The organism is Paraclostridium sordellii (assembly GCF_000953675.1).
GTDB lineage: Bacteria > Bacillota > Clostridia > Peptostreptococcales > Peptostreptococcaceae > Paraclostridium > Paraclostridium sordellii.
Genome location: NZ_LN679998.1, coordinates 3,301,775 through 3,323,692, shown reverse-complemented (window position 1 = coordinate 3,323,692; position 21,918 = coordinate 3,301,775). Strand labels below are relative to the sequence as shown.

The 21,918-nt window shown below is 27.8% G+C and carries 20 protein-coding genes; 19 read left to right on the top strand and 1 reads right to left on the bottom strand.

The window, feature by feature from the left end; all coding sequences use genetic code 11:
- Nucleotides 1–62 precede the first annotated feature (62 nt).
- The 6 genes from dinB to ATCC9714_RS16100 all read left to right on the top strand — a co-directional run bounded on the left by dinB (nt 63) and on the right by ATCC9714_RS16100 (nt 6,871).
- Nucleotides 63–1,148 carry a DNA polymerase IV gene (gene dinB, locus ATCC9714_RS16125; protein WP_054630756.1) on the top strand — a complete coding sequence of 362 codons (1,086 nt, stop codon included), beginning with the start codon at nt 63–65 and terminating at the stop codon, nt 1,146–1,148.
- A gap of 122 nt (nt 1,149–1,270) precedes the next feature.
- On the top strand, nt 1,271–2,665 hold the full coding sequence (locus ATCC9714_RS16120; RefSeq protein ID WP_021127785.1) for an MATE family efflux transporter: 1,395 nt from the start codon (nt 1,271–1,273) through the stop codon (nt 2,663–2,665).
- Nucleotides 2,666–2,813: 148 nt separating this feature from the next.
- The gene (locus tag ATCC9714_RS16115) at nt 2,814–3,533 is read left to right on the top strand and encodes a phosphatase (RefSeq protein WP_054630754.1); all 720 of its coding nucleotides are present in this window, start codon (nt 2,814–2,816) and stop codon (nt 3,531–3,533) included.
- A 94-nt stretch (nt 3,534–3,627) separates the two neighbouring features.
- Complete coding sequence (locus ATCC9714_RS16110) at nt 3,628–4,857, top strand: 30S ribosomal protein S1 (protein WP_057545881.1); 1,230 nt, start codon at nt 3,628–3,630, stop codon at nt 4,855–4,857.
- 199 nt (nt 4,858–5,056) lie between these two features.
- A complete protein-coding gene (locus ATCC9714_RS16105) occupies nt 5,057–6,370 on the top strand; it encodes an aminotransferase class V-fold PLP-dependent enzyme (RefSeq protein WP_077065745.1) in 1,314 nt (437 codons plus the stop codon).
- A gap of 48 nt (nt 6,371–6,418) precedes the next feature.
- Nucleotides 6,419–6,871, top strand: a complete 453-nt coding sequence (locus ATCC9714_RS16100) for a DUF2383 domain-containing protein (protein WP_057545882.1) — start codon at nt 6,419–6,421, stop codon at nt 6,869–6,871.
- Between the two features lie 59 nt (nt 6,872–6,930).
- On the opposite strand, the gene ATCC9714_RS16095 is transcribed toward ATCC9714_RS16100, so the two are convergent.
- Nucleotides 6,931–7,698 (bottom strand): sulfite exporter TauE/SafE family protein, encoded by a 768-nt coding sequence (locus tag ATCC9714_RS16095; RefSeq protein WP_021122549.1) that lies wholly within the window; start codon nt 7,696–7,698, stop codon nt 6,931–6,933.
- A gap of 239 nt (nt 7,699–7,937) precedes the next feature.
- Here ATCC9714_RS16095 and ATCC9714_RS16090 point away from each other — a divergent pair, with 239 nt between their 5' ends.
- The 13 genes from ATCC9714_RS16090 to ATCC9714_RS16030 all read left to right on the top strand — a co-directional run bounded on the left by ATCC9714_RS16090 (nt 7,938) and on the right by ATCC9714_RS16030 (nt 21,912).
- A complete protein-coding gene (locus ATCC9714_RS16090) occupies nt 7,938–9,260 on the top strand; it encodes an MATE family efflux transporter (protein WP_409339675.1) in 1,323 nt (440 codons plus the stop codon).
- Nucleotides 9,261–9,425: 165 nt separating this feature from the next.
- Complete coding sequence (locus tag ATCC9714_RS16085) at nt 9,426–11,402, top strand: YgiQ family radical SAM protein (RefSeq protein WP_057545884.1); 1,977 nt, start codon at nt 9,426–9,428, stop codon at nt 11,400–11,402.
- A gap of 213 nt (nt 11,403–11,615) precedes the next feature.
- Nucleotides 11,616–12,170, top strand: a complete 555-nt coding sequence (locus ATCC9714_RS16080) for an ECF-type riboflavin transporter substrate-binding protein (protein WP_057545885.1) — start codon at nt 11,616–11,618, stop codon at nt 12,168–12,170.
- Between the two features lie 12 nt (nt 12,171–12,182).
- On the top strand, nt 12,183–13,889 hold the full coding sequence (locus ATCC9714_RS16075; RefSeq protein WP_057545886.1) for an ABC transporter ATP-binding protein: 1,707 nt from the start codon (nt 12,183–12,185) through the stop codon (nt 13,887–13,889).
- A complete protein-coding gene (locus ATCC9714_RS16070; RefSeq protein ID WP_054630747.1) occupies nt 13,886–14,716 on the top strand; it encodes an energy-coupling factor transporter transmembrane component T family protein in 831 nt (276 codons plus the stop codon). The genes ATCC9714_RS16075 and ATCC9714_RS16070 overlap by 4 nt, the downstream gene beginning before the upstream one ends.
- 161 nt (nt 14,717–14,877) lie before the next feature.
- A complete protein-coding gene (locus ATCC9714_RS16065; RefSeq protein ID WP_054630746.1) occupies nt 14,878–15,852 on the top strand; it encodes an ABC transporter substrate-binding protein in 975 nt (324 codons plus the stop codon).
- Nucleotides 15,827–16,585 carry an ABC transporter permease gene (locus ATCC9714_RS16060; protein ID WP_077065746.1) on the top strand — a complete coding sequence of 253 codons (759 nt, stop codon included), beginning with the start codon at nt 15,827–15,829 and terminating at the stop codon, nt 16,583–16,585. Before ATCC9714_RS16065 ends, ATCC9714_RS16060 begins: the two co-directional genes overlap by 26 nt.
- The gene (locus ATCC9714_RS16055) at nt 16,582–17,250 is read left to right on the top strand and encodes an ATP-binding cassette domain-containing protein (protein WP_054630745.1); all 669 of its coding nucleotides are present in this window, start codon (nt 16,582–16,584) and stop codon (nt 17,248–17,250) included. The genes ATCC9714_RS16060 and ATCC9714_RS16055 overlap by 4 nt, the downstream gene beginning before the upstream one ends.
- A 30-nt stretch (nt 17,251–17,280) precedes the next feature.
- Complete coding sequence (locus ATCC9714_RS16050) at nt 17,281–19,071, top strand: aminopeptidase P family protein (RefSeq protein ID WP_057545887.1); 1,791 nt, start codon at nt 17,281–17,283, stop codon at nt 19,069–19,071.
- 117 nt (nt 19,072–19,188) lie between these two features.
- Nucleotides 19,189–19,665 (top strand): Cys-tRNA(Pro) deacylase, encoded by a 477-nt coding sequence (gene ybaK / locus ATCC9714_RS16045; protein ID WP_021122568.1) that lies wholly within the window; start codon nt 19,189–19,191, stop codon nt 19,663–19,665.
- Nucleotides 19,666–19,694: 29 nt separating this feature from the next.
- Nucleotides 19,695–20,303, top strand: a complete 609-nt coding sequence (locus ATCC9714_RS16040) for a DNA-3-methyladenine glycosylase (protein WP_055330956.1) — start codon at nt 19,695–19,697, stop codon at nt 20,301–20,303.
- A gap of 228 nt (nt 20,304–20,531) precedes the next feature.
- Nucleotides 20,532–21,371, top strand: coding sequence for a fumarate hydratase (locus tag ATCC9714_RS16035; protein WP_021127801.1), 840 nt, complete (start codon nt 20,532–20,534; stop codon nt 21,369–21,371).
- A gap of 10 nt (nt 21,372–21,381) precedes the next feature.
- The gene (locus tag ATCC9714_RS16030; RefSeq protein WP_021122573.1) at nt 21,382–21,912 is read left to right on the top strand and encodes a Fe-S-containing hydro-lyase; all 531 of its coding nucleotides are present in this window, start codon (nt 21,382–21,384) and stop codon (nt 21,910–21,912) included.
- The last annotated feature ends 6 nt before the right edge of the window (nt 21,913–21,918 follow it).

The following is a 21,918-nucleotide window of genomic DNA, read 5'->3' as shown; positions in this document are numbered from 1 at the left end:
CGTATTGTAAAATATCTTACAATACGGTTTTTTTAAAGTTATTAATTAAAAAGGAGGTCTAGATGAAAAATAATAGAAAAATAATTCATATTGATATGGACGCCTTTTATGCATCTATAGAACAGAGGGACAATAAAGAATTAAGAGGAAAACCTGTTATAGTTGGAGGAAGTCCAGAAGGCAGAGGAGTTGTAGCTACTTGTTCTTATGAAGCTAGAAAATTTGGGATACACTCAGCTATGCCTTCGAAAATGGCATATGTAAGATGTCCTCATGCTATATTTATTCCTCCAAGATTTGATGTTTATCAAAAGGTATCCCTTCAAATAAGAGATATTTTTCATAGATATACAGATATAATTGAACCATTATCGCTAGATGAAGCATATTTAGATGTGACTGAAAATAAACAAAATATAGAGTATGCAACTACTATTGCTAAGAAAATAAAGTTAGATATATATAATGAAATAGGAATAACATCATCTGCAGGAGTTTCTTATAATAAATTTTTAGCAAAAGTCGCATCAGATTATCAAAAACCAAATGGATTAACGGTTATAACACCAGATAAAGCTCAAGACTTTATAGATAAATTACCTATTAAAAAATTTTTTGGAATTGGTAAAGTAACTGGAAAGACACTAACATTTATGGGAGTTAAAAATGGATATGATTTAAGGCATTTAAATTTAATTCAATTAGAATCGATATTTAAGAAAAAAGGATATGATATATACAATTTTGCAAGAGGTATAGATAATAGGCCTGTACAAGTAAGTAGAGAGAGAAAATCTGTTGGTTCAGAGAATACATTCATTGAAAATGTAAATTTTGATTCAGATGAATTAAATGAATATGTAAAAGAAGTTGTAAAAGATGTATGTGATAGACTTAGACATATAAATAAATGTGGGAAAACAATAACTGTTAAAGTTAAATATGAAGATTTTCAACAAGTAACCAAAAGACATACTTTAAATAGTTATATATATACATATAAAGATATAATTGATAATACAAATTTATTAATAGAAAAAATAAAAAATAAAGATAAACAAATAAGATTGATAGGGGTAAGTATTTCTAATTTACAAGATTTAAAAGAAGAAATTTATGATAATATATCTTTGTTAGATCAACTATAAATTAATATAGGCCTTAGATAAAATTAAATTTAAAAAACTTCAAACGTTTTAAAATAAAATGTTTAAAGTTCATTATAAATATGATATTATATAATCTAATATATTAAGGTGGAGGTTTATACATGGCGAAGCAAGCTACAGATTTGGGAAAAGGTAGTGTTGGTAAGCTGTTATTTCAATTAGCTTTACCAGCTATAATAGCACAGTTAGTAAATGTATTATATAACATAGTAGATAGAATATTTATTGGTAGGATGCCAAATGGAGAACTTGCTATGGCAGGGGTAGGAGTAGCATTCCCAATAATAATGATAGTTTCAGCATTTAGTGCATTAGTAGGTATGGGGGGAGCTCCTTTAGCTGCAATAAAGATGGGAGAAAAAGATAATGATGGTGCAGAAAAAATAATGACAAATAGTTTTTCTATGCTAATAATATTATCAATTATATTAACGCTATCATTTTTAATATTTAAGGAAGATATACTTTGGGCATTTGGAGCAAGTAAAGATACAATAGGGTATGCAAATGATTATATAGGTATATATCTTATAGGAACTATATTTGTTCAAATAGGGCTAGGCATGAATCCATTCATAAATACTCAAGGATTTGCAAAGACTGGTATGATGACTGTTATGATAGGTGCTGTTATAAATATAGTACTAGATCCTATACTGATTTTTGGATTTGGAATGGGAGTAAAAGGTGCAGCTCTCGCAACTATAACTGCACAGTTCGTTTCTGCTATATGGGTATTATTCTTCTTACTTGGAAAGAAAAGTGTACTGAAAATAAGAAAAAATTATATAGTGCCTAAACTAAAAGTTATTGGACCTGTTTTACTTTTAGGGATATCACCTTTTATAATGCAAGCTACAGAGAGCTTAGTTATAATATCAATGAATAATAACCTTGCAAAGTATGGAGGAGACTTAGCAATAGGAGCTATGACGATAATGAGTAGTGTTATGCAAATAATACTTTTACCTATGATGGGATTAACTCAAGGGGCTCAACCGATAATAAGTTTCAACTATGGAGCAGATAAATTAGATAGGGTTAGAAAAACATTTAAACTTTTATTAATGAGTTGTTTGATATATACGATAGTTATGTGGGGAGCTATAATGATATTCCCACAAGTATTTGTATCAATATTTAATAGTAATCCTCAACTTGTAGAAATAACAGTATGGAGTATGAGAATTTACTTTGCAGGAATATTCTTATTTGGGGCTCAGATAGCTTGTCAACAGACATTCCTTGCGCTAGGTCAGGCTAAAATATCAATGATATTAGCTTTACTTAGAAAAATAATATTATTAATACCATTAATATTTATACTACCTATGTTTTTAGAAAATAAATTACAAGGGGTATTAATGGCTGAACCAGTTGCTGATATACTTGCGGCACTTACAACTATAGTATTCTTTAGTATATTCTATAAAAAGACCTTGTCTGTTAAATCTTCAAGTCAACCAAACCTAGAGTTGACTCAGACAAAAGAATAAAAATATATGAAAAAAGCTATGATAATATATAAATATATTATCATAGCTTTTTAACTTATAAGAGTTAAACTATGGTAATATATTTTGGAAAATAATATAAAATTATTATATAATGAAAAATAAACGTTATGAATTAGGAGGCTTAACTATGAAGGCACTTATAGATTTGCATTGTCACACGGTAGCAAGTGGACATGCATATAGCACATTAAAAGAGAATATAGACGAAGCAAAAGAAAAAAATTTAAAATATTTAGGGGTATCGGATCACGCACCTAATATGCCTGGAAGCACTCATCCATATTATTTTGGGAATTTAGGAGTCATAAAAAGTGAAATTAATGGAGTTAGAATGCTAAAAGGAATAGAAGCTAATATAATGGATTTTGAAGGAAAAGTTGATATACCTGAAGATGTTATTGGAAAATTAGATTATGTAATTGCTAGCTTTCATCCACCTTGTATATCAGGGGGTAGTAAAGAAGAAAATACAAAAGCTATAATAAATGTAATGGAAAATAAAGAAGTAAAAATAATAGGACATTTAGATGATAGCAGATATCCGGTTGACTATGAAAAGGTAGTAAAGAAAGCTAAGGAAACAAATACATTATTAGAAATAAACAATTCATCATTAAGACCAAATAGCTTTAGAGTAGGAGCTATAGAAAATGCAAAAAAAATGTTAAAACTTTGCAAAAAATATGAAGTAAAAGTTATTTTAGGAAGCGATGCTCATATATACTATCAAGTTGGGGATTTTAAAAATTGCGAAAAAATATTGAACGAAGTAGATTTCCCTGGAAATTTAGTGGTGAATTTTAACGAAGAATATATAAAAGAAATATTTTTTAAAAAAGAAGTCTAATTATTAATATAAAGAATTAAATGTTAGTGATATAATAATAGGTGATTAAATATAAAAATATTATAAACGTTTACATAGAAAGGAATGAAAATTGATGGATAATAATCAAACTATGGAAGAACTTTTAGCGCAACAAGAAAAAGAAATGAGTAGTTTAAAGATCGGTCAAATAGTAACAGGTAAAATAACTAAGGTATTATATGATGAAATTCGTGTTGAATTAAGCTATGGATTTGATGGAATTATACTTAAATCAGAACTTGTATTAGATAAAAATCAAGAGATAAAAGATAAGTATGAAGTAGGTCAAGAAATAAGTGGTGAAATAACAAAAGTACAACGCAAAGATGGGATAATATATTTATCAGTAAAAAAAGCATTAGTTGAAGAAACTAGAAAAGAATTAAAAGAAGCATTAGATAATCATACTATTCTAACAGTACATGTTGAAAGAAGTATTGAAAAGGGATTATTTGCAAACTATAAAACTGAAACTGTATTTATACCTCTTTCTCAAATAGATGTTAAGTTTGTAAACAATACAGCAGCTTATATTGGTCGTGACTTAGAAGTTTATATGATAGAGATGGATTTAAGAAGAAACAGAATAGTAGCATCTCACAGAGAAGTAGCTCAAGAAAGATTAGATATACAAAAGGCAGAAGAAAGAGCAAGAATAAAAGCAGAGAAAGAAGCTCATAGAGCAAAGGTTAAAAAAGCTAAAGAAGATTTATTTAACTCTTTAGAAATAGGTCAAAAAAGAACTGGTAAAGTAAGTAAGATAATGAGCTATGGCGCATTTATAGATTTAGGTGGAATAGAAGGATTAGCTCATATAAATGAATTAGCTTGGCATAGAGTAGATTCGGTTGAAGATGTTGTTAAAGAAGGTCAAGAAGTTGATGTATATGTTATAAAAATAGATAAAGAAAATAAAAAAATAGGACTTGCTATAAAAGATATAAATAATGATCCTTGGAATGAAGTAAGAGAAAACATGCAAGTCGGAGATATAGTAAAAGTTAAAGTATTAAAGCTTATAGAAAAAGGAGCTTTTGTAGAAGTTAAACTTGGAGTTGAAGCATTTTTACCAATATCTGAATTAAGTGAAGAAAGAGTTATGAAAGTTTCACATGTTGTAAATGTTGACGATGAAATAGAAGTTATGATAATAGACATAAAAAATAAAGAAAAAAGAATGGTAGTTTCTTTAAAAGAAGCAAATAAAGAACCAGAAGAAGATTACTCAGAGTTTTTAGAAACTGAAGAATCTTTAGGATCTTTAGGCGAATTATTCAAAGAAAAATTTAAAGATTTAAAATAGAAAAAATCCGTATAGTGTTTACTATGCGGATTTTTTTTGTTTTAAACTATGGAAAAATGAGAGGGAAATAAGATGTAATTTTATTATATGTAAATTTAATAAAATTATTTAAAAGAACATTACAAGTCAACGTTGAATAGCTTAAAATAAGAATATTATTTTGTCTTTAATAAGACAACTTTATATAGGGGGATTAATAATGAGTAAACAGTTAATGGATTATAGACATATGTTTGATGGAGTAGATCTGACTATAAAACTAGAAGATGGAGCTTATGTTACTCCTATATGTTTTGATAATGGAGCAACAACGCCACCTTTAAAATGTGTTGACAAGGAAATTTTTAAGCATATGCAAATGTACGGATCTATAGGAAGAGGTAAAGGTCCTAAATCAGAATACTCAACTAGAGTATATGAAAAATGTAGAGATTATGTAAAAGAGTTTTTTAACTTAGCAAATGATGATAACTATACAGTTATATTTACTAAAAATACTACAGAAGGAATGAATTTATTAGCAAATGCATTACTAAATAGTAAGTATGATAAAGTAATAACTACCAGAATGGAACATCATGCTAATGATTTGCCTTGGAGATATAATTCAAATTTAATATATATAGAAGTTGATGAAGAAGGAAAGCTTAAAGTAGAAGATATAGAAAAAGAATTAATAAACAATAATGGAGAAGTTAAACTTGTTACAGTTACAGGAGCATCAAATGTTACAGGTTATGTAAATCCAATAAATGAAATAGCAAAAATAGCACATAAATATGGAGCAAAAATCGTTGTAGATGCTGCTCAATTAGCTGCACATAGAGATATAAACATGAAAGGAACAGGAAATGATGATGCTATAGATTATTTGGCATTATCAGGACATAAGATGTATGCTCCATATGGAAGTGGATTAGTTATAGGTCTTAAAGAAGGACTAGAAAATAAAGAGCCATTTTTAAAAGGTGGAGGAGCTGTAGATTTAGTTTTTGATTATGATATATATTGGAGTGATTTACCATCTAAATTTGAAGCAGGGACACCTAACTATTTAGGAGTTATAGCTTTGTATACAGCAATGAATAAATTAAAGGAAATAGGTTTAGAAAATGTTAAGCAACATGAAGATATTTTAAAAAATAGATTAATAAAGGGATTAGAAGATATAGATAGGGTAGTTTTATATGGAGATTCTAGTTGTAAGGAAAGATTAGGTGTGATTTCGTTTAATGTTGATGGAATAAACTTTGATTCTGTTGCAGATAAATTATCCTATATAAGGGGAATTGCTGTTAGACAAGGTGCGTTTTGTGCGCATACTTATGTAAGAAGACTATTAGGTATAAGCGATTCAGATGCTAAAGCTTTACTAAATAGAGATTGTAAAGCAGCAGGAATGGTAAGAGCAAGTTTTGGATTATATAATACATGCGAAGAAGTAGATGAATTTTTAAATACAATGGAGTTTATGATTAATAGATGTAGAAGATTTGAACGAAATTTAATATAAATGAATAAAGTTAGAAATAAGAAAGAAACTAATGATGAGGTGATATTAATGGATAAAAATGAAACTCTAATAAAAGAATTAAATAAATTCCTAAGAGGAATTCACATGGGTGCAGATACATTTAGAGTATACCAAGATAAAGCTAAAAATGAAGAATTAAAAAATGAGTTAAGAAGAATAATGTTTATATTTAGAGAACAAGATGAAAAGGTAAGTTCATATATAAAAAAATTAGGCGGAGAACCTACAGATTCATTGGGAGTTACTGGTGAAATGGCTAGTATATTTGAAAAGTTAAAAGACATGTTTATAGATAGTGATAAAGAAGTTATAGAACATGCTATAAGTGCTGTAGATATGGGTATTGAAGGAGGTAGTAATCTTTTAGATTCGTATAAAGATGAGCATTTAGATAAAGGTATTTTTCAACATTTAAATGAGATGGTAAGTGAGTATAAGAGTATAAACAATAGGCTAGATATATTATATAAATCTCTATAAAAATAGGTATGATTTGATATTTATCAAATCATACCTATTTTAACGAAAATTATAATACTTTACTTTAATAACTTAATTAAAAGAAGTATTATGCCAAATAGTATTAAAAAAACTCCAGCTGTTTTATTAAGCTTTTTATTATCTGTTTTATTTGCAAACTTAGCAGCACCTTTAGAAGATATTAAAGCACATATACTACATAGTAAAAGGGCTTTTAAATCAGTACCACCATGAACAATATGAGCAACTGCACCTGTAAGAGCTGTAAACGACATTATAAACACACTAGTACCAACTGCTATTTTAAGTTGATACCCTAAAACACTAGTTAAAACTAATAGAAGCATTACACCTCCACCAGCGCCTAAAACACCACAAACTATTCCTACTAATGCACCCCAAAATATAGATAAAATTAATTGTTTTTTTGAATTTTTATATGTGATATTTTGTTTGTTAGAATTATTTATAGGTTTAGTTAAGAACTTTATTCCAAGTAAAATAGTCATTATTATAGATGAAGAACCTAAAGTATTGCTTGGAATAAATTTAGCAAAATAACTAAAAATATATGTGAAAATCATTGTGGAAATCATCATTACGATTCCATTTTTTATATCTATATTTTTATTTTTAAAATAAGTTAAAGATGAAGAACCAGCAGCTAAAACATCTGCTGATAAAGCTATACCTATGGCTTTGTAGGCATCAAACCCTAAAATAGCTACTAGCATAGGTGTAATGATTGAAGCTGCAGATAAACCTACTAATCCTATTCCAACACCAGCTAAAATACCTGATATAATAAATACTATTATACTACTCATAAACTCATCTCCATGAAAATTTTAAAATTTAATAATATATTTATTCCCTTAAAAAACTCATCTACACATCAAATTAATTTGTTAAAATTATAGAAAAATTTAAAGTATATAGATATTATTATATAGTGAATACTAATATCAGAAAATTCTATAAACAGGGGGTGTAATTCTTGCAAGAAAGAATAGACTTAACAGAAGGGAAAATAACTGAGAAGTTAATAAAACTAGCATTACCTATAATGGGAACATCATTTATACAAATGGCGTATAACATGATTGATATGATATGGGTTGGAAAAGCAGGAAGTAGTGCTGTTGCAGCAGTTGGAACTGCAGGATTTTTCCCTTGGCTAGCTATGGCATTTATAACCATATCCAGAGTTGGGGGAGAAGTTCAAGTAGCACAAAGCATGGGGAAACATGATATAAAAGAAACCAAATCATATATAAAAGCGGCAATAGAAGTAAATATTATATTGGCTTTAATTTATACATTAGTACTTTTAATATTTAAAGATAGTTTAATAGGTTTTTTTAATTTAGGAGATATTAATGTAATAAATATGTCAAAAGAATATTTAATAATAGTTGCTATTGGAATGATATTTTATTTTATAAATCCTGTATTTACAGCAATATTTAATGGTATGGGAAACAGTAAAACTCCGTTTAGAATAAATACTATAGGACTTGTAACTAATATAGTATTAGACCCTATATTAATACTTGGATTAGGGCCAATACCAAAGTTAGGAGTGGCTGGTGCTGCAATAGCTACTGTATTTTCTCAAATAGTTGTAAGTAGTTGCTTCATTTATATGATTATAAAAAGAAAAGACAGTAACTTTAAAATTAAATTTTTTAGAAATATTGAAATGGATTATTATAAGTCTTTGTGTAAGTTGGGATTACCAGTTGCGATACAAGGTGGAATGTTTACCATATTTGCAATGTTACTTGGAGTCGTTGTTGCATCATGGGGACCAGTAGCTATAGCTGCACAGAAAGTAGGATCTCAAATAGAAGCTATTTCATGGATGACGGCAGATGGTATAGCAGTAGCTCTTAGTAGTTTCGTTGGCCAAAATTATGGAGCTAATAAATATGACAGAATAAATAAAGGATTTAAAATAACTTTAATAATAGCAAGTTTATTAGGATTGATTACAACTGTTATATTAATCTTTGGAGGTAGTAAAATTTTTACTATATTTATAAATGAGTTTGAAACAATAAATGAAGGAGCAAAATACCTAAAGATACTAGGATATTCCCAATTATTTATGTGCATAGAAATAATAACTTCAGGAGCATTTAAGGGAATCGGAAGAACATATATACCATCTATCATCATAACTATTTTAACTGGAGCAAGGGTTCCAATAGCTTATTTTTTATCAAGACCAGAGATATTGGGGCTAAGTGGAGTATGGTGGAGTATAAGTATATCTAGTATAGTAAAAGGTATTATACTAATAAGTGTATATTTATATTTATTCAAAACAAATAAACTATATAAAAACTCAAATAGTCATATCAATACAAAAACAGTATTAAGATAATATGAAAAGTACTAATTATTAAATTAGTACTTTTTTCATTAAAGCAAAAAATAATATATATATAATAGTACTTAATGGTATAATAGAAACTTAGATAATAAAACTGATTTGACTTATTAAAACTAGTTAATAATAAATATAAATGACATATAAGAAGGTGATTGAATGACGAATAAATTTTTACCAGTTTGTAAACAAGATATGATTGATAGAGGATGGGAACAGTTAGATTTTGTTTTAGTAACAGGAGATGCATATGTAGACCATCATAGTTTCGGAACAGCAATAATATCTAGAGTTTTAGAAAATGCAGGTTATAAAGTTGGAATAATAGCTCAACCTAATTGGAGAACTGTAGATGATTTTATGAAACTAGGAGAGCCTAGATTAGGGTTTTTAGTTAATTCAGGAAATATGGACTCTATGGTTAACCATTACTCAGTAAGTAAAAAACATAGAGATAAAGATATGTATTCTCCAGGAGCAAAAATGGGGCTTAGACCAGATAGAGCGGTTATAGTATATTGTAATAAAATAAGAGAAGCATATAAAGATGCTAAGATCATAATAGGGGGATTAGAAGCTAGCTTAAGAAGATTTGCTCATTATGACTATTGGAGCGATAAAGTAAGAAAGTCTGTACTTTTAGATAGTCAGGCAGATTTACTAGTATATGGTATGAGTGAAAGACAAATAGTAGAAGTTGCAAATGCATTAAACGATGGATTTGAACCTAAATATATAAGACATATAAATGGAACTTGTTATGTGGCTGATAGTAAAGATGAAATATATGATGATTATGTTGAAATACCATCATATAAAGAAGTATCTACAAGCAAAGAATCTTATGCTAAAGCTTTTAAAGTTCAATATGATGAACAAGATCCATATAGAGGTAAAGCTATAATACAAAGACATGGTGATAAATATTTAGTTCAAAATAAACCAGAGCCACCTTTAAATAGAGAAGAATTAGATGCTGTTTATGCACTTCCATATGCTAAGGATTATCATCCAATGTATAAAGAAATGGGCGGAATACCTGCAATAGAGGAAGTGAAATTTGGAATAGTAAGTTCAAGAGGATGTTTCGGAAGTTGTTCTTTCTGTGCTATAACATTCCATCAAGGTAGAGCAGTACAAAGTAGAAGTCATGAGTCTATATTAGAAGAAGCTAAATATATAACAGAGTTAGATGATTTTAAAGGATATATTCATGATGTCGGAGGACCTACTGCAAACTTTAGAGATGCTGCTTGTAAAAAGCAAATAACTAAAGGTGCTTGTAAAAATAGACAATGTTTACACCCAGAACCTTGTAAAAACTTAAAAGTAGATCATACTGATTTCTTAGAATTACTTAGAAAAGTTAGAAGCTTACCTAAGGTAAAAAAGGTATTTGTACGTTCAGGAATAAGATATGATTATGTAATGGCTGATAAAAATGATAAGTTCTTTAAAGAGCTAGTTGAACATCACGTTAGTGGTCAGCTAAAGGTTGCACCAGAACATATAGCTGAAGAAGTATTAGAACATATGCAAAAGCCTGCAGGTAACACATATGATAAGTTTAGAGAAAAATTCTTTAGATTAAGTGAAAAAGTAGGTAAAAAACAATATATAATTCCATACTTAATGTCTTCACATCCAGGATCAACTTTAAACTCAGCTATAGAATTAGCTGAATACTTAAGAGACACTAAGTATCAACCAGAACAGGTTCAAGATTTTTATCCAACACCAGGAACATTATCTACAACAATGTTTTACACTGGATTGGATCCATTAACAATGAAACCTGTATATGTTCCAAAATCTAAGCATGAAAAAGCTATGCAAAGAGCATTACTTCAATATAGAGCCCCTAGAAATTATGATCTGGTACATGCTGCATTAGTTGAAGCCGGAAGAGAAGATTTAATAGGTTTTGGACCGAGATGTTTAATTAAGCCAAGAGGAGAGTATCGTAGATACAATAATTCTAATAATAAAGGAAAATCAAACTCTAATAAAAAAGATAGAGGAAATAGAAAAGAAGATACTAGAGGAAAAAGCCAAAATAAAAACTCTAGAGAAAAAGATTTTGGAAATAATAGAAATAATAATAAGTCAAATAAAAGTAAAAGAAAAAAAAGATAGAAAAAGCCGATTTGATTTTATCAAATCGGCTTTTATATTATTGGTTTGAAAATAGGCAAATTGACAAGTTTCGATAAAATAATTATAATAAAAGTTATGACAAAAATCAAAAAAAATTAAAAGTATAGGGAATATTATACTGTAAAAAAATTATAATAATTCGCCTTAAATCGATATAAATAGCTGGATTAAAGAGAAAAGGAGGATGACTGAATGGGAAATAAGCTTAGCATAAAAACTATCGTTGCAATTGGAATAGGATCTGCTGTATTTATGATACTTGGACGTTTTGGATCAATACCGACTGGAATCCCTAATACAAATATAGAAACCGCATATGCTTTCTTAGCTTTAATGGCACTTATGTATGGGCCTTTAGCAGGTTTTTTAATAGGTCTTATAGGACACTGTTTAAAAGATGCTATATTTTATGGATCACCATGGTTTAGTTGGGTAATAGCATCTGCAGTAGTTGGATTAGTTGTAGGTCTTATATCTAAAAAAATAAATATAAGTGGTGGAGAGTTTAATAAAAAAGAAATAATTTTATTTAATATAACTCAAATTATAGCTAATGCTCTTGCGTGGTTTGTTGTAGCCCCAACATTAGATATAGTAATTTATGCAGAGCCTGCATCAAAAGTATATTTACAAGGGTTTTTAGGTGGTACAGCAAATATACTAACTGTTGCAATATTAGGAACTGCTATAATTAAGAGTTATGCAAAAACTAAGATACCAACGGGTAGTTTAGATAAAGAACTATAAAAGGAGATTTAAATGAAAAAGAAAATAATAGAATTCAAAGATTTTACCTTTAAATATAGAGTTCAAGCTAAACCTACTTTGAAAAATATAAATCTTACTATATATGAAGGTGAAAAAGTTTTAGTAGTAGGCCCATCTGGTTCTGGAAAAAGTACATTAGCTCATTGCATAAATGGATTAACTCCTTTTTATTATCAAGGAACTAGTCAAGGAAGCTTGAAAATAATGGATAAAGAAACTAAGGATATGAGCATATTTGAGATTTCAAAACTTGTAGGTACGGTACTTCAAGATCCAGATAGTCAATTTATAGGATTAACAGTAGCTGAAGATATAGCTTTTAAATTAGAAAATGATTGTACCTCACAAAAGAAAATGAAATCTATGGTAGAAAAAGTATCAAAATTAGTTGGAATAGATAAACAATTAGAATCATCTCCATATAGTTTATCTGGAGGTCAAAAACAAAGAGTTACACTTGCAGGAGTAACAGTTGATGAAGTAGATATATTATTATTTGATGAACCTCTAGCTAGTTTGGATCCTGCAACGGGGAAAAGTGCAATAGAACTTATTGAAAAGATTAAAAATGAAACTGAGAAAACAATGCTTATAATAGAACATAGATTAGAAGATGTTCTTCACTGTGATGTAGATAGAATTATAGTTATGAATGATGGTGAAATTGTAGCTGATATGAATGCAGATGAATTAATTTCATCAGATATACTAATTAAAAGTGGAATTCGTGAACCTTTATACATAACAGCTCTTAAATACGCAGGTGTTAATGTAACTAAAGACATGAAACCTGGACATATAGATACAATTGATATTGATAAGTTTAGTGATAAACTTAGAAACTGGGATAAGGAAGTTGTTATTAACAATACTTACAAAAATAGCGAAGTTTTATTAGAATTAAAAAATATATCGTTCCAATATGAAAAGAAAAAGCCTATTTTAAAAGATGTATCGTTTAAAATCAATAAAGGTGAGATGGTGAGTATAGTAGGTAAAAATGGAGCAGGTAAATCAACTATATCTAAACTTATTTGTGGATTTTATAAGCAAACAAATGGAGAGATATTTTTAAATAATAGAGAAATAACAAATGATTCAATAAAAGAACGTGCAGAAAAGATTGGAATAGTAATGCAAAATCCAAATCAAATGATATCCAAGACTATGATATTTGATGAGGTAGCTTTAGGTCTTAGATTTAGAGGAATAGATGAATCTGAAATTAAAGATAGAGTATATGAAACACTAAAAGTATGTGGATTGTATGAATATAGAAATTGGCCGATATCTGCTTTAAGTTACGGGCAAAAAAAGCGTGTTACTATTGCATCTATACTAGTATTAAATCCAGAAATAATAATTTTAGATGAACCTACTGCAGGTCAAGATTTTAAACATTATAATGAAATTATGGAATTTTTACTTAATTTAAATAAAAAAGGTGTAACAATAATTATGATAACTCATGATATGCACTTAATGCTTGAATACACTAATAGAGCCATAGTATTAGCTGATGGAATGAAATTAGCTGATGACACGGCAGCTAATATACTAACGAATAAAGAAGTTATAAAAAAGGCAAATTTAAAAGAAACATCCGTTTATGAATTAGCGGTAAAATGTAGAATAAGTGATTCTAGAAATTTTGTAAATAAATTTATAAATTATGATAGGGGGATCAGAAGAGTATGAAGACAACAATGCTATCATATATAAAAGAAAATTCGCCTATTCATAGATTGACAGGAGCTACTAAACTTATATTTTTTATAACATGGTCTATTGCAGCCATGATAACTTATGATACTAGAGTTCTTGTATCAATGTTTATATTTAGTCTAATAGTATTTAAAATATCTAAAATAAAATTTAGTGATGTAGCATTTGTAGTATACTTTATTTTATTTTTTATGTTACTAAATAATATTGCTATATTTATATTAGGTCCATACCAAGGTGTTGAGATTTATGGAAGTAGAACAGATTTATTAAAGTTAATAGGTCCATATACAATAACTTCAGAGCAATTATTTTATCAGTTAAATTTCAACTTAAAGATATTAGCGACTATACCTATGGCACTTTTATTTATAGTGACTACGGATCCTAGTGAATTTGCAGCATCTTTAAATAAATTAGGGATAAATTATAAAATTGCATATTCTGTTGCAATTGCATTAAGATATATACCAGATATACAAAGGGATTATCATGACATTTCATATGCACAACAAGCTAGAGGAATAGATATGTCAAAGAAAGAAAAGTTAAGTAAAAGGCTTAAAAATATATCTTCTATACTTATGCCATTAATATTTTCTAGTTTAGAAAGAATTGAAATTATAAGTTGCGCTATGGAACTTAGAGGATTTGGTAACAAAAGAAAACGTACATGGTATAATGCTAAACAATTTAGACAGAGTGATTATGTAGTTATAATACTTGGAATATTAATATTAATATGTTCAATGTATATAACTTTTAAAAATGGAAGTAGATTCTATAATCCGTTTATATAATTAAAAGCTATTTAGTGAATTTGTAAATTCACTAAATAGCTTTTTTTATGATCATATAAATTGTTAAAATCATAATTATATCAATTTATATTTAAATTACTGATTTACTAAATTTAATATGCTACTATTATAGCGACAAAACATTCAAAGGGGGAATGAAATTGAAAAAAAGAATGATAAAAATATTAATACTTGCAATATGTATTGCTTGTTTATCGGGATGTAGTAGCAAAGAAAATTTAAAGGAAGATGTAAGTGTAAAAGTATCCATGCCAGATGGACTACCATCAATAGCTTTGTCAAAGTTAGCTTTTGAAAATAAAAATATAAAAGATGGATACAATGTAAATTATAATATAGAAAAAACTCCAGATAATCTATCAACCACAGTAATGAAAGGAGAAGCTGATATTGCTGTGGTACCTTCCAATATGGCAGCTATTGCTTACAATAAAACTAAAAACTATGAAATTGCAGGAACTACAGGACTGGGTTCTTTTTATCTTGTATCTAATGATGATATAGGAGGGTTTAAAGATTTAAAAGGAAAAGAAGTAGTAAACACTGGAAAAGGTTTAACTCCTGATATTACGAATAAGTTTATAATAAAATCAAATGGATTAAATGAAAAAGATATTAACTTTACATATGTAAACTCTGCAAATGAATTAGTTCCTATGATAGTATCAAAAAAGGCAAATACTGCAATAGTTCCAGAACCAGCACTAACTGCATTAAAAATTAAAAATCCAGAAATAAAAGTAGTAAAAAGTTTAAATGAAGAATATAAGAATATAACTAAATCAGATTATGGATATCCTCAGGCAACTATAATTGTAAAATCAGATTTTGCTAAAAATAATAAAGAGTTTGTAAATTTATTTCTAGAAGGAGTTAAAGAATCTATTATATTTGTAAATTCAAATCCAGACAAAGCTGGAGAATATTGCGAAAAAATTGGAGTTGGAACTAAGAAAGAGGTTATAAATAAATCTATAGAAAATGCAAATTTACAATTTATAGGGGTTGAGGAGTCAATAAAAGATTATAAGGGCTACTACAAGATATTATCTGAATATGATGTTAAATCTATAGGTGGGAAAATTCCTGATGAAAAGGTATTTTACAAGAAATAATATAGAAGTTTTAATATTTTGTATAGTACTCCTTAGTGTATGGCAGGGGATAGCCATAAATATAAATAACGATATATATCTTCCTAAAATGGAACAAGTTTTAAGTAGTTTAGGAGAAATTTTAAATCAAAAAAATTTTTACTTAAATATAGGTATGACTATTTTAAGAACTAGTGTAAGTTTTGCTATATCTATGATTATGGCTATAGTACTGGGAGTTTTATCTTACTTAAGCAAAACTTTTAGTAATTTATTAAAACCAATAAATACTATTATACAATCAGTACCAACTATGATTTTAGTAGTATTGATATTAATATGGTTTGATAAAGATAAAGCACCATTTTTAATTGGAGTATTTATTGTGTTTCCAATTTTATATGAAACTGTTCTTGGAGCCTTAAAAAATATAGATAAAAGCATAATTGAAATGATTTATATATATGATATTAATTTAGTTGAAAAAATAAAAAACATATACATACCTATAATTAACATAAATTTATTTCCTATATTGGTATCTACATATTCTTTGGCGTTTAAAGTTATAATTGCAGGTGAAATATACGGTCAACCAATGTATGGGGTTGGAAGTGTGATACAAATAGAAAAAACTAATTTTAATACATCAGCTATATTTGCTTGGATAGTTGTGATATTAGTTATATCGATACTACTAAGTAATCTTCAAAAGTATATTATGAAAAGAAATTATAAATGGAGAAGACAATGACTTTATCAATTAAAAAACTAGATAAACATTATGGAGAAAAATGCATATATGAAAATTTTAAAATTGATTTTGATGATAATAAAGTAAACTGTATCCTAGGTAAATCAGGATGTGGGAAAAGCACTTTATTAAATTTAATATCGGGTATTTTAAAAAGTGACAATACTGATTTTAAAAAAATAGATAAAAAAAATATTAGTTATATATTTCAAGAGGCCAGTTTAATACCTTGGTTAACTATTGAAGAAAACTTACAATTAGTTGGGAAAAAGTTTTATAAAAAACACGAATTAAAAAATATTACAAATAAATATATGAACTTAGTAGATATAGAAACGTATAAAAATATGTATCCTCAAAAGGTTAGCGGGGGAATAAGACAAAGGTGTAATGTAGCGAGAGCATTTGTGAAGCCATCCAAGTATATATTAATGGATGAACCATTTAAATCAATAGATATAAAAATAAAAAATAATATCATGGAAAAAATAAAATATATCTTAAAAAATGAAATGAAAACTGTTATTTTTGTAACTCATGATTTAGATGAAGCCATTTTTTTAGGGGATAAAATATTTATAATAGGTGAAAATCCAGTTAAAGTTAAAGCAGTTTTTGAAAGTATAAAAAATTTAAGTAAAGAAGATATCCTAAAATTTATATAAAATTAAAATTAATGGGGGGAGTATTAATTTATGATTAATGAAAGAATTTCAAAATTAAGAGAATTAATGAAAGAAAAGGACATATTTGCATATATGATACCTTCATCAGATTACCATCAAAGTGAGTATGTAGGTGATTTCTTTAAACTCAGACAATATATGTCTGGGTTTACAGGTTCTGCTGGAACTTTAATTATAACTCAAGAAGAAGCTGGATTATGGACAGATGGTAGATACTTTATACAAGCTGAAGAAGAACTTAAAAATAGTGAGATAAAGCTTTTTAAAATGTATGAAGAAGGGGTTTTAACTATACCTGAATATCTAGAAAAAAATATGCCTAAAGGAAGCAAATTTGCATTTGATGGAAAAGTGGTATCTGCAAATTTAGGTAGAAGTTTAGAAGAAAAATTAAATAAAAATAATATAAAAATTATTTATGAGTTTGACTTAGTAGATAAAATTTATAAAAATAGACCTAAATTACCAACTGAAAGTGCTTTTTTACACGATTTAAGCTACTGTGGTGAAAGTTTTTCTAGTAAATTAAAAAGAGTAAGAGAAAAAATGAAGGAAATGAAAGCTATAACTTATATAATAACTAGTTTAGATGATATTGGGTGGCTTTTGAATTTAAGGGGAAAAGATGTAGATTTTAATCCAGTAGTACTTTCATATTTAATAGTTACATTAGAAGCTATTTTTTTATTTATAGATAAAGATAAAATTAATAAAGATATAATTAAAGAGTTAAATAAAGAAAATACAATTATAAAAAATTATGAGGAAATATATGAATTTATAAAAATTGTAAATAAGGATGAATCCGTATTAATAGATCCAAATAAAGTTAGTTATTATATATATAAATGTTTAAATAAAGATATTAAAAAAATAGAATCCATTGATATAACTACTAAAATGAAGTGTATAAAAAATAAAGTAGAATTAGAAAATGCAAGAAATAGTCACATAAAAGATGGGATTGCAATTACAAAGTTTATATACTGGCTAAAAAATAATGTAGGAAAATTAAATATAACAGAACTAAGTGCAAGTGAGAAATTAGAAAGTTTAAGAAAAGAACAAGATGGATTTATAGAACCAAGTTTTAATACTATAGCAGCATATAAAGATCATGCTGCAATGCTGCATTATAGTGCAGTCCTAGATAATCAATATGAATTAGAAAAAGAAGGGTTGTTTTTGATAGACTCTGGAGGGCAATATTATGATGGGACAACAGATATAACTAGAACTATTGTTTTAGGTGATATAAATGATGAATTAAAAGAAAAATTTACAGCAGTTGTAAGAGGGATGATTTGCTTATCAAAAGCGAAGTTTTTATATGGAACAAGAGGTGTAAACTTAGATGTTTTGGCAAGAGGACCATTATGGGAATGTGATATAGATTATAAGTGTGGAACAGGACATGGTATAGGATTTCTTTTAAATGTACATGAAGGGCCAAATAGTTTTTATTGGAAAATTAATGATGGTAAAGTAAATAACCCTATAATTGAAGAAGGTATGATAACAACTAATGAGCCAGGGATATATGTTGATGGTTCATATGGAATAAGAATTGAAAATGAGATAGTAGCTAAAAAGGGAATAAAAAATGAATATGGTCAATTTATGTATTTTGAAACTATTACTTATGCTCCTATAGACTTAGACGGTATAGATATAAAATATATGAATAAAGATGAAATAACATATTTAAATAAATATCACAAATTAGTATATGAAAAAATTTCTCCATATTTAAGTGAAGAAGAGAAAAGTTGGTTAAAAGAGTACACTAGAGAAATATAATTAAAAAACTATATGTATTAAAATAATTATTAAAAATATAAATATAAAATTAACCTAGAAATAATATTTATATTAGGTCTATAATAAATGTAGAAATTTATTATGGAGGTATTAATTATGGCTAAAGCAGTAAAAACTAATGCTATGAGAATTTTAGATTCAAAAAAGGTAAAATATAATATGTATTCATATGATGTTTCAGATGATCATATAGATGGTATATCTGTTGCAAGTAAAATTGGAAGAGATGTAAATGAAGTATATAAAACTTTAGTTACACATGGAACAAGCAAAAATATTTATGTATATGTAATACCTGTTCATGAAAATTTAGATTTGAAAAAGGCTGCAAAAGTAGCAGGAGAAAAGAAAATAGAGATGGTACATGTAAGTGATATAAATAAATTAACAGGGTATATAAGAGGTGGGTGTTCTCCCATTGGTATGAAAAAATTATACAAGACATTTGTAAATGAAACAGCTAAAAATTTAGAAAATATAATAGTAAGTGGCGGGAAAATAGGATATCAAGTTGAGTTAAGTCCAATAGATTTACAGAAGGTAACTAATTGTAAATTTGAAGATATTATATAAAAATCTAAACTTGAAGAAAGAGTGGTAAAATGGATAAAGATTTTTTTAGGAGAGATGCTATAACTCTAGCTAGAGATTTACTGGGTAAATACCTTGTAAGGAAATATGAAGGAGAACAAATAATTACAAAGATAGTAGAAACAGAGGCTTATATGGGGATAGAAGATAAAGCTGCACATGTCTTCAATGATAAAAGAACAAGTAGAACGGAACCTTTGTATCAGGATGGAGGATGCATATATGTATATTTAATTTATGGAATGTATCACTGCTTAAATATATCGGCGAATATTGAAGGAGTTCCACAATGTGTTTTAATAAGAGCGGTTGAACCTGTAAGTCCAATGAATTTAATTTCTCAAAACAGATACTTAAAAAATTATGATGAATTAAGTTCATATCAAAAGAAAAATATATGTAATGGTCCGGGAAAATTATGTAAGGCCTTGAAAATAGATAAAGAATTAAACTTTAAAAGTATATTAGGTGATGAATTATATATACTGGACAATGACGAAGAAATTAAAAAATCTGATATTATAGAAAGTAAACGAGTAAATATTGATTATGCACAAGAAGCCAAAGATTATCTATGGAGATTTTATATAAAGGATAATAAGCATATATCAAAAAAATAAATTATAAATATATGTATAAAAACAAAAAAATGGTAAATACTCTTAATATAAGAGGTAAAGTAATCTCCCCCAAAACTTTAAATATCTCTTACAACCATAAAACTCATATATCCCCAATTTAAGCATATACTTTCGGAAAAGTATATGCTTTTTTATTGTGAAAATAAATAAAAAATGATAAAGTTTAAATATAGTCGAATATTAAATAAGAAAGTAGAGGATACGTTCGTGAGAATTATAAGATCATCACAAATTACTGAAGCAGTAAAAGACCTTTGTATAAAAGCGAATATATACTTAGGGGAAGATGTTAAACAATCTATAGGAGAATATGAGACAAAAGAAAAAAATGAATTGGGAAAAAACGTTTTAAATATATTAATTCAAAATTACAAAATAGCAGAAGAAAAACAAATGCCAATATGTCAAGATACAGGAATGGCTGTATTTTTTGTGAAAGTTGGGCAAACGGTTCTAATAGATGGACAAAATATAACCGATGCTATAAATGAAGGTGTTAGACAAGGATATGTAGATGGATATTTAAGAAAATCTGTTGTAGATCCTATAAGTAGGGTTAATACAAAAGATAATACACCTGCTATAATACATTACGATATAGTTGAAGGTGACAAAATATATATAGAATTTGCACCAAAGGGATTTGGCAGCGAAAATATGAGTAAATTAAAAATGCTAAAGCCTTCAGATGGTATAGATGGAATAAAAAAATTTATAATAGACACAGTAAAAGAAGCAGGTCCTAATCCATGCCCTCCTATAGTTGTAGGAGTTGGAATAGGAGGAACTGTTGAAAAGTGTGCTCAAATAGCAAAAAAGGCTTTGCTTAGGGATTTAGGGACACATAACGAAGATAATAATATAAAAATGTTAGAGATAGATATATTAAGAGAGATAAATAAACTGGGAATAGGGCCTCAAGGCTTGGGAGGCAATACTACTGCGCTTGCTGTGAATATAGAGTCTTTTCCAACTCATATAGCAGGGCTTCCTGTAGTAGTTAATATAAACTGCCATGCATCAAGACATAAAAGTATTGAAATATAAGGGGGATAAAATGAAAAAAGTAACTCTTCCAATAGATAATGAAATAGTAGAAAATCTTAAGTGTGGAGAAATGATTAGCTTAAGTGGTGTTATTTATACAGCTAGAGATGCTGCTCATCAAAGGTTGATAAACTGTATAAAAGAAGGAAAAGAACTTCCTTTTAAATTAAAAGGACAAGCTATATATTATGTTGGACCAACACCTAGTAAAGAAGGGGAAGTTATAGGGTCTGCAGGGCCTACTACTAGCTATAGGATGGATGATTTAACTACCCCACTATTAGATAGAGGGTTAAAGCTGATGATTGGGAAAGGAAAGAGAAACCAAACGGTTATTGAATCTATGAAAAAAAATAAATGTGCATATCTAGTTGCAATAGGTGGAGCTGGTGCATATATATCTAATTCTATAAAAAAGTCAGAAGTAATAGCATATGAAGAGTTAGGAGCAGAAGCAATTAGAAAATTGGAAGTTGAGGATTTATTGGTTATAGTTGCGATTGATTGTAAAGGTAATAACATTTATGAATTAAATAGATAATAAAAA

What these genes read in the sequence shown, in the direction of transcription:
- ATCC9714_RS16090 (WP_409339675.1), top strand. Translation starts at nt 7,938, where the DNA reads ATGGGAACATCATTTATACAAATGGCGTATAACATGATTGATATGATA.
- ybaK (WP_021122568.1), top strand. Translation starts at nt 19,189, where the DNA reads ATGGCTAAAGCAGTAAAAACTAATGCTATGAGAATTTTAGATTCAAAA.
- ATCC9714_RS16040 (WP_055330956.1), top strand. Translation starts at nt 19,695, where the DNA reads ATGGATAAAGATTTTTTTAGGAGAGATGCTATAACTCTAGCTAGAGAT.
- ATCC9714_RS16105 (WP_077065745.1), top strand. Translation starts at nt 5,057, where the DNA reads ATGAGTAAACAGTTAATGGATTATAGACATATGTTTGATGGAGTAGAT.
- ATCC9714_RS16055 (WP_054630745.1), top strand. Translation starts at nt 16,582, where the DNA reads ATGACTTTATCAATTAAAAAACTAGATAAACATTATGGAGAAAAATGC.
- ATCC9714_RS16110 (WP_057545881.1), top strand. Translation starts at nt 3,628, where the DNA reads ATGGATAATAATCAAACTATGGAAGAACTTTTAGCGCAACAAGAAAAA.
- ATCC9714_RS16120 (WP_021127785.1), top strand. Translation starts at nt 1,271, where the DNA reads ATGGCGAAGCAAGCTACAGATTTGGGAAAAGGTAGTGTTGGTAAGCTG.
- ATCC9714_RS16095 (WP_021122549.1), bottom strand. Translation starts at nt 7,698, where the DNA reads ATGAGTAGTATAATAGTATTTATTATATCAGGTATTTTAGCTGGTGTT.
- dinB (WP_054630756.1), top strand. Translation starts at nt 63, where the DNA reads ATGAAAAATAATAGAAAAATAATTCATATTGATATGGACGCCTTTTAT.
- ATCC9714_RS16060 (WP_077065746.1), top strand. Translation starts at nt 15,827, where the DNA reads ATGAAAAGGTATTTTACAAGAAATAATATAGAAGTTTTAATATTTTGT.
- ATCC9714_RS16115 (WP_054630754.1), top strand. Translation starts at nt 2,814, where the DNA reads ATGAAGGCACTTATAGATTTGCATTGTCACACGGTAGCAAGTGGACAT.
- ATCC9714_RS16080 (WP_057545885.1), top strand. Translation starts at nt 11,616, where the DNA reads ATGGGAAATAAGCTTAGCATAAAAACTATCGTTGCAATTGGAATAGGA.
- ATCC9714_RS16070 (WP_054630747.1), top strand. Translation starts at nt 13,886, where the DNA reads ATGAAGACAACAATGCTATCATATATAAAAGAAAATTCGCCTATTCAT.
- ATCC9714_RS16100 (WP_057545882.1), top strand. Translation starts at nt 6,419, where the DNA reads ATGGATAAAAATGAAACTCTAATAAAAGAATTAAATAAATTCCTAAGA.
- ATCC9714_RS16050 (WP_057545887.1), top strand. Translation starts at nt 17,281, where the DNA reads ATGATTAATGAAAGAATTTCAAAATTAAGAGAATTAATGAAAGAAAAG.
- ATCC9714_RS16030 (WP_021122573.1), top strand. Translation starts at nt 21,382, where the DNA reads ATGAAAAAAGTAACTCTTCCAATAGATAATGAAATAGTAGAAAATCTT.
- ATCC9714_RS16075 (WP_057545886.1), top strand. Translation starts at nt 12,183, where the DNA reads ATGAAAAAGAAAATAATAGAATTCAAAGATTTTACCTTTAAATATAGA.
- ATCC9714_RS16085 (WP_057545884.1), top strand. Translation starts at nt 9,426, where the DNA reads ATGACGAATAAATTTTTACCAGTTTGTAAACAAGATATGATTGATAGA.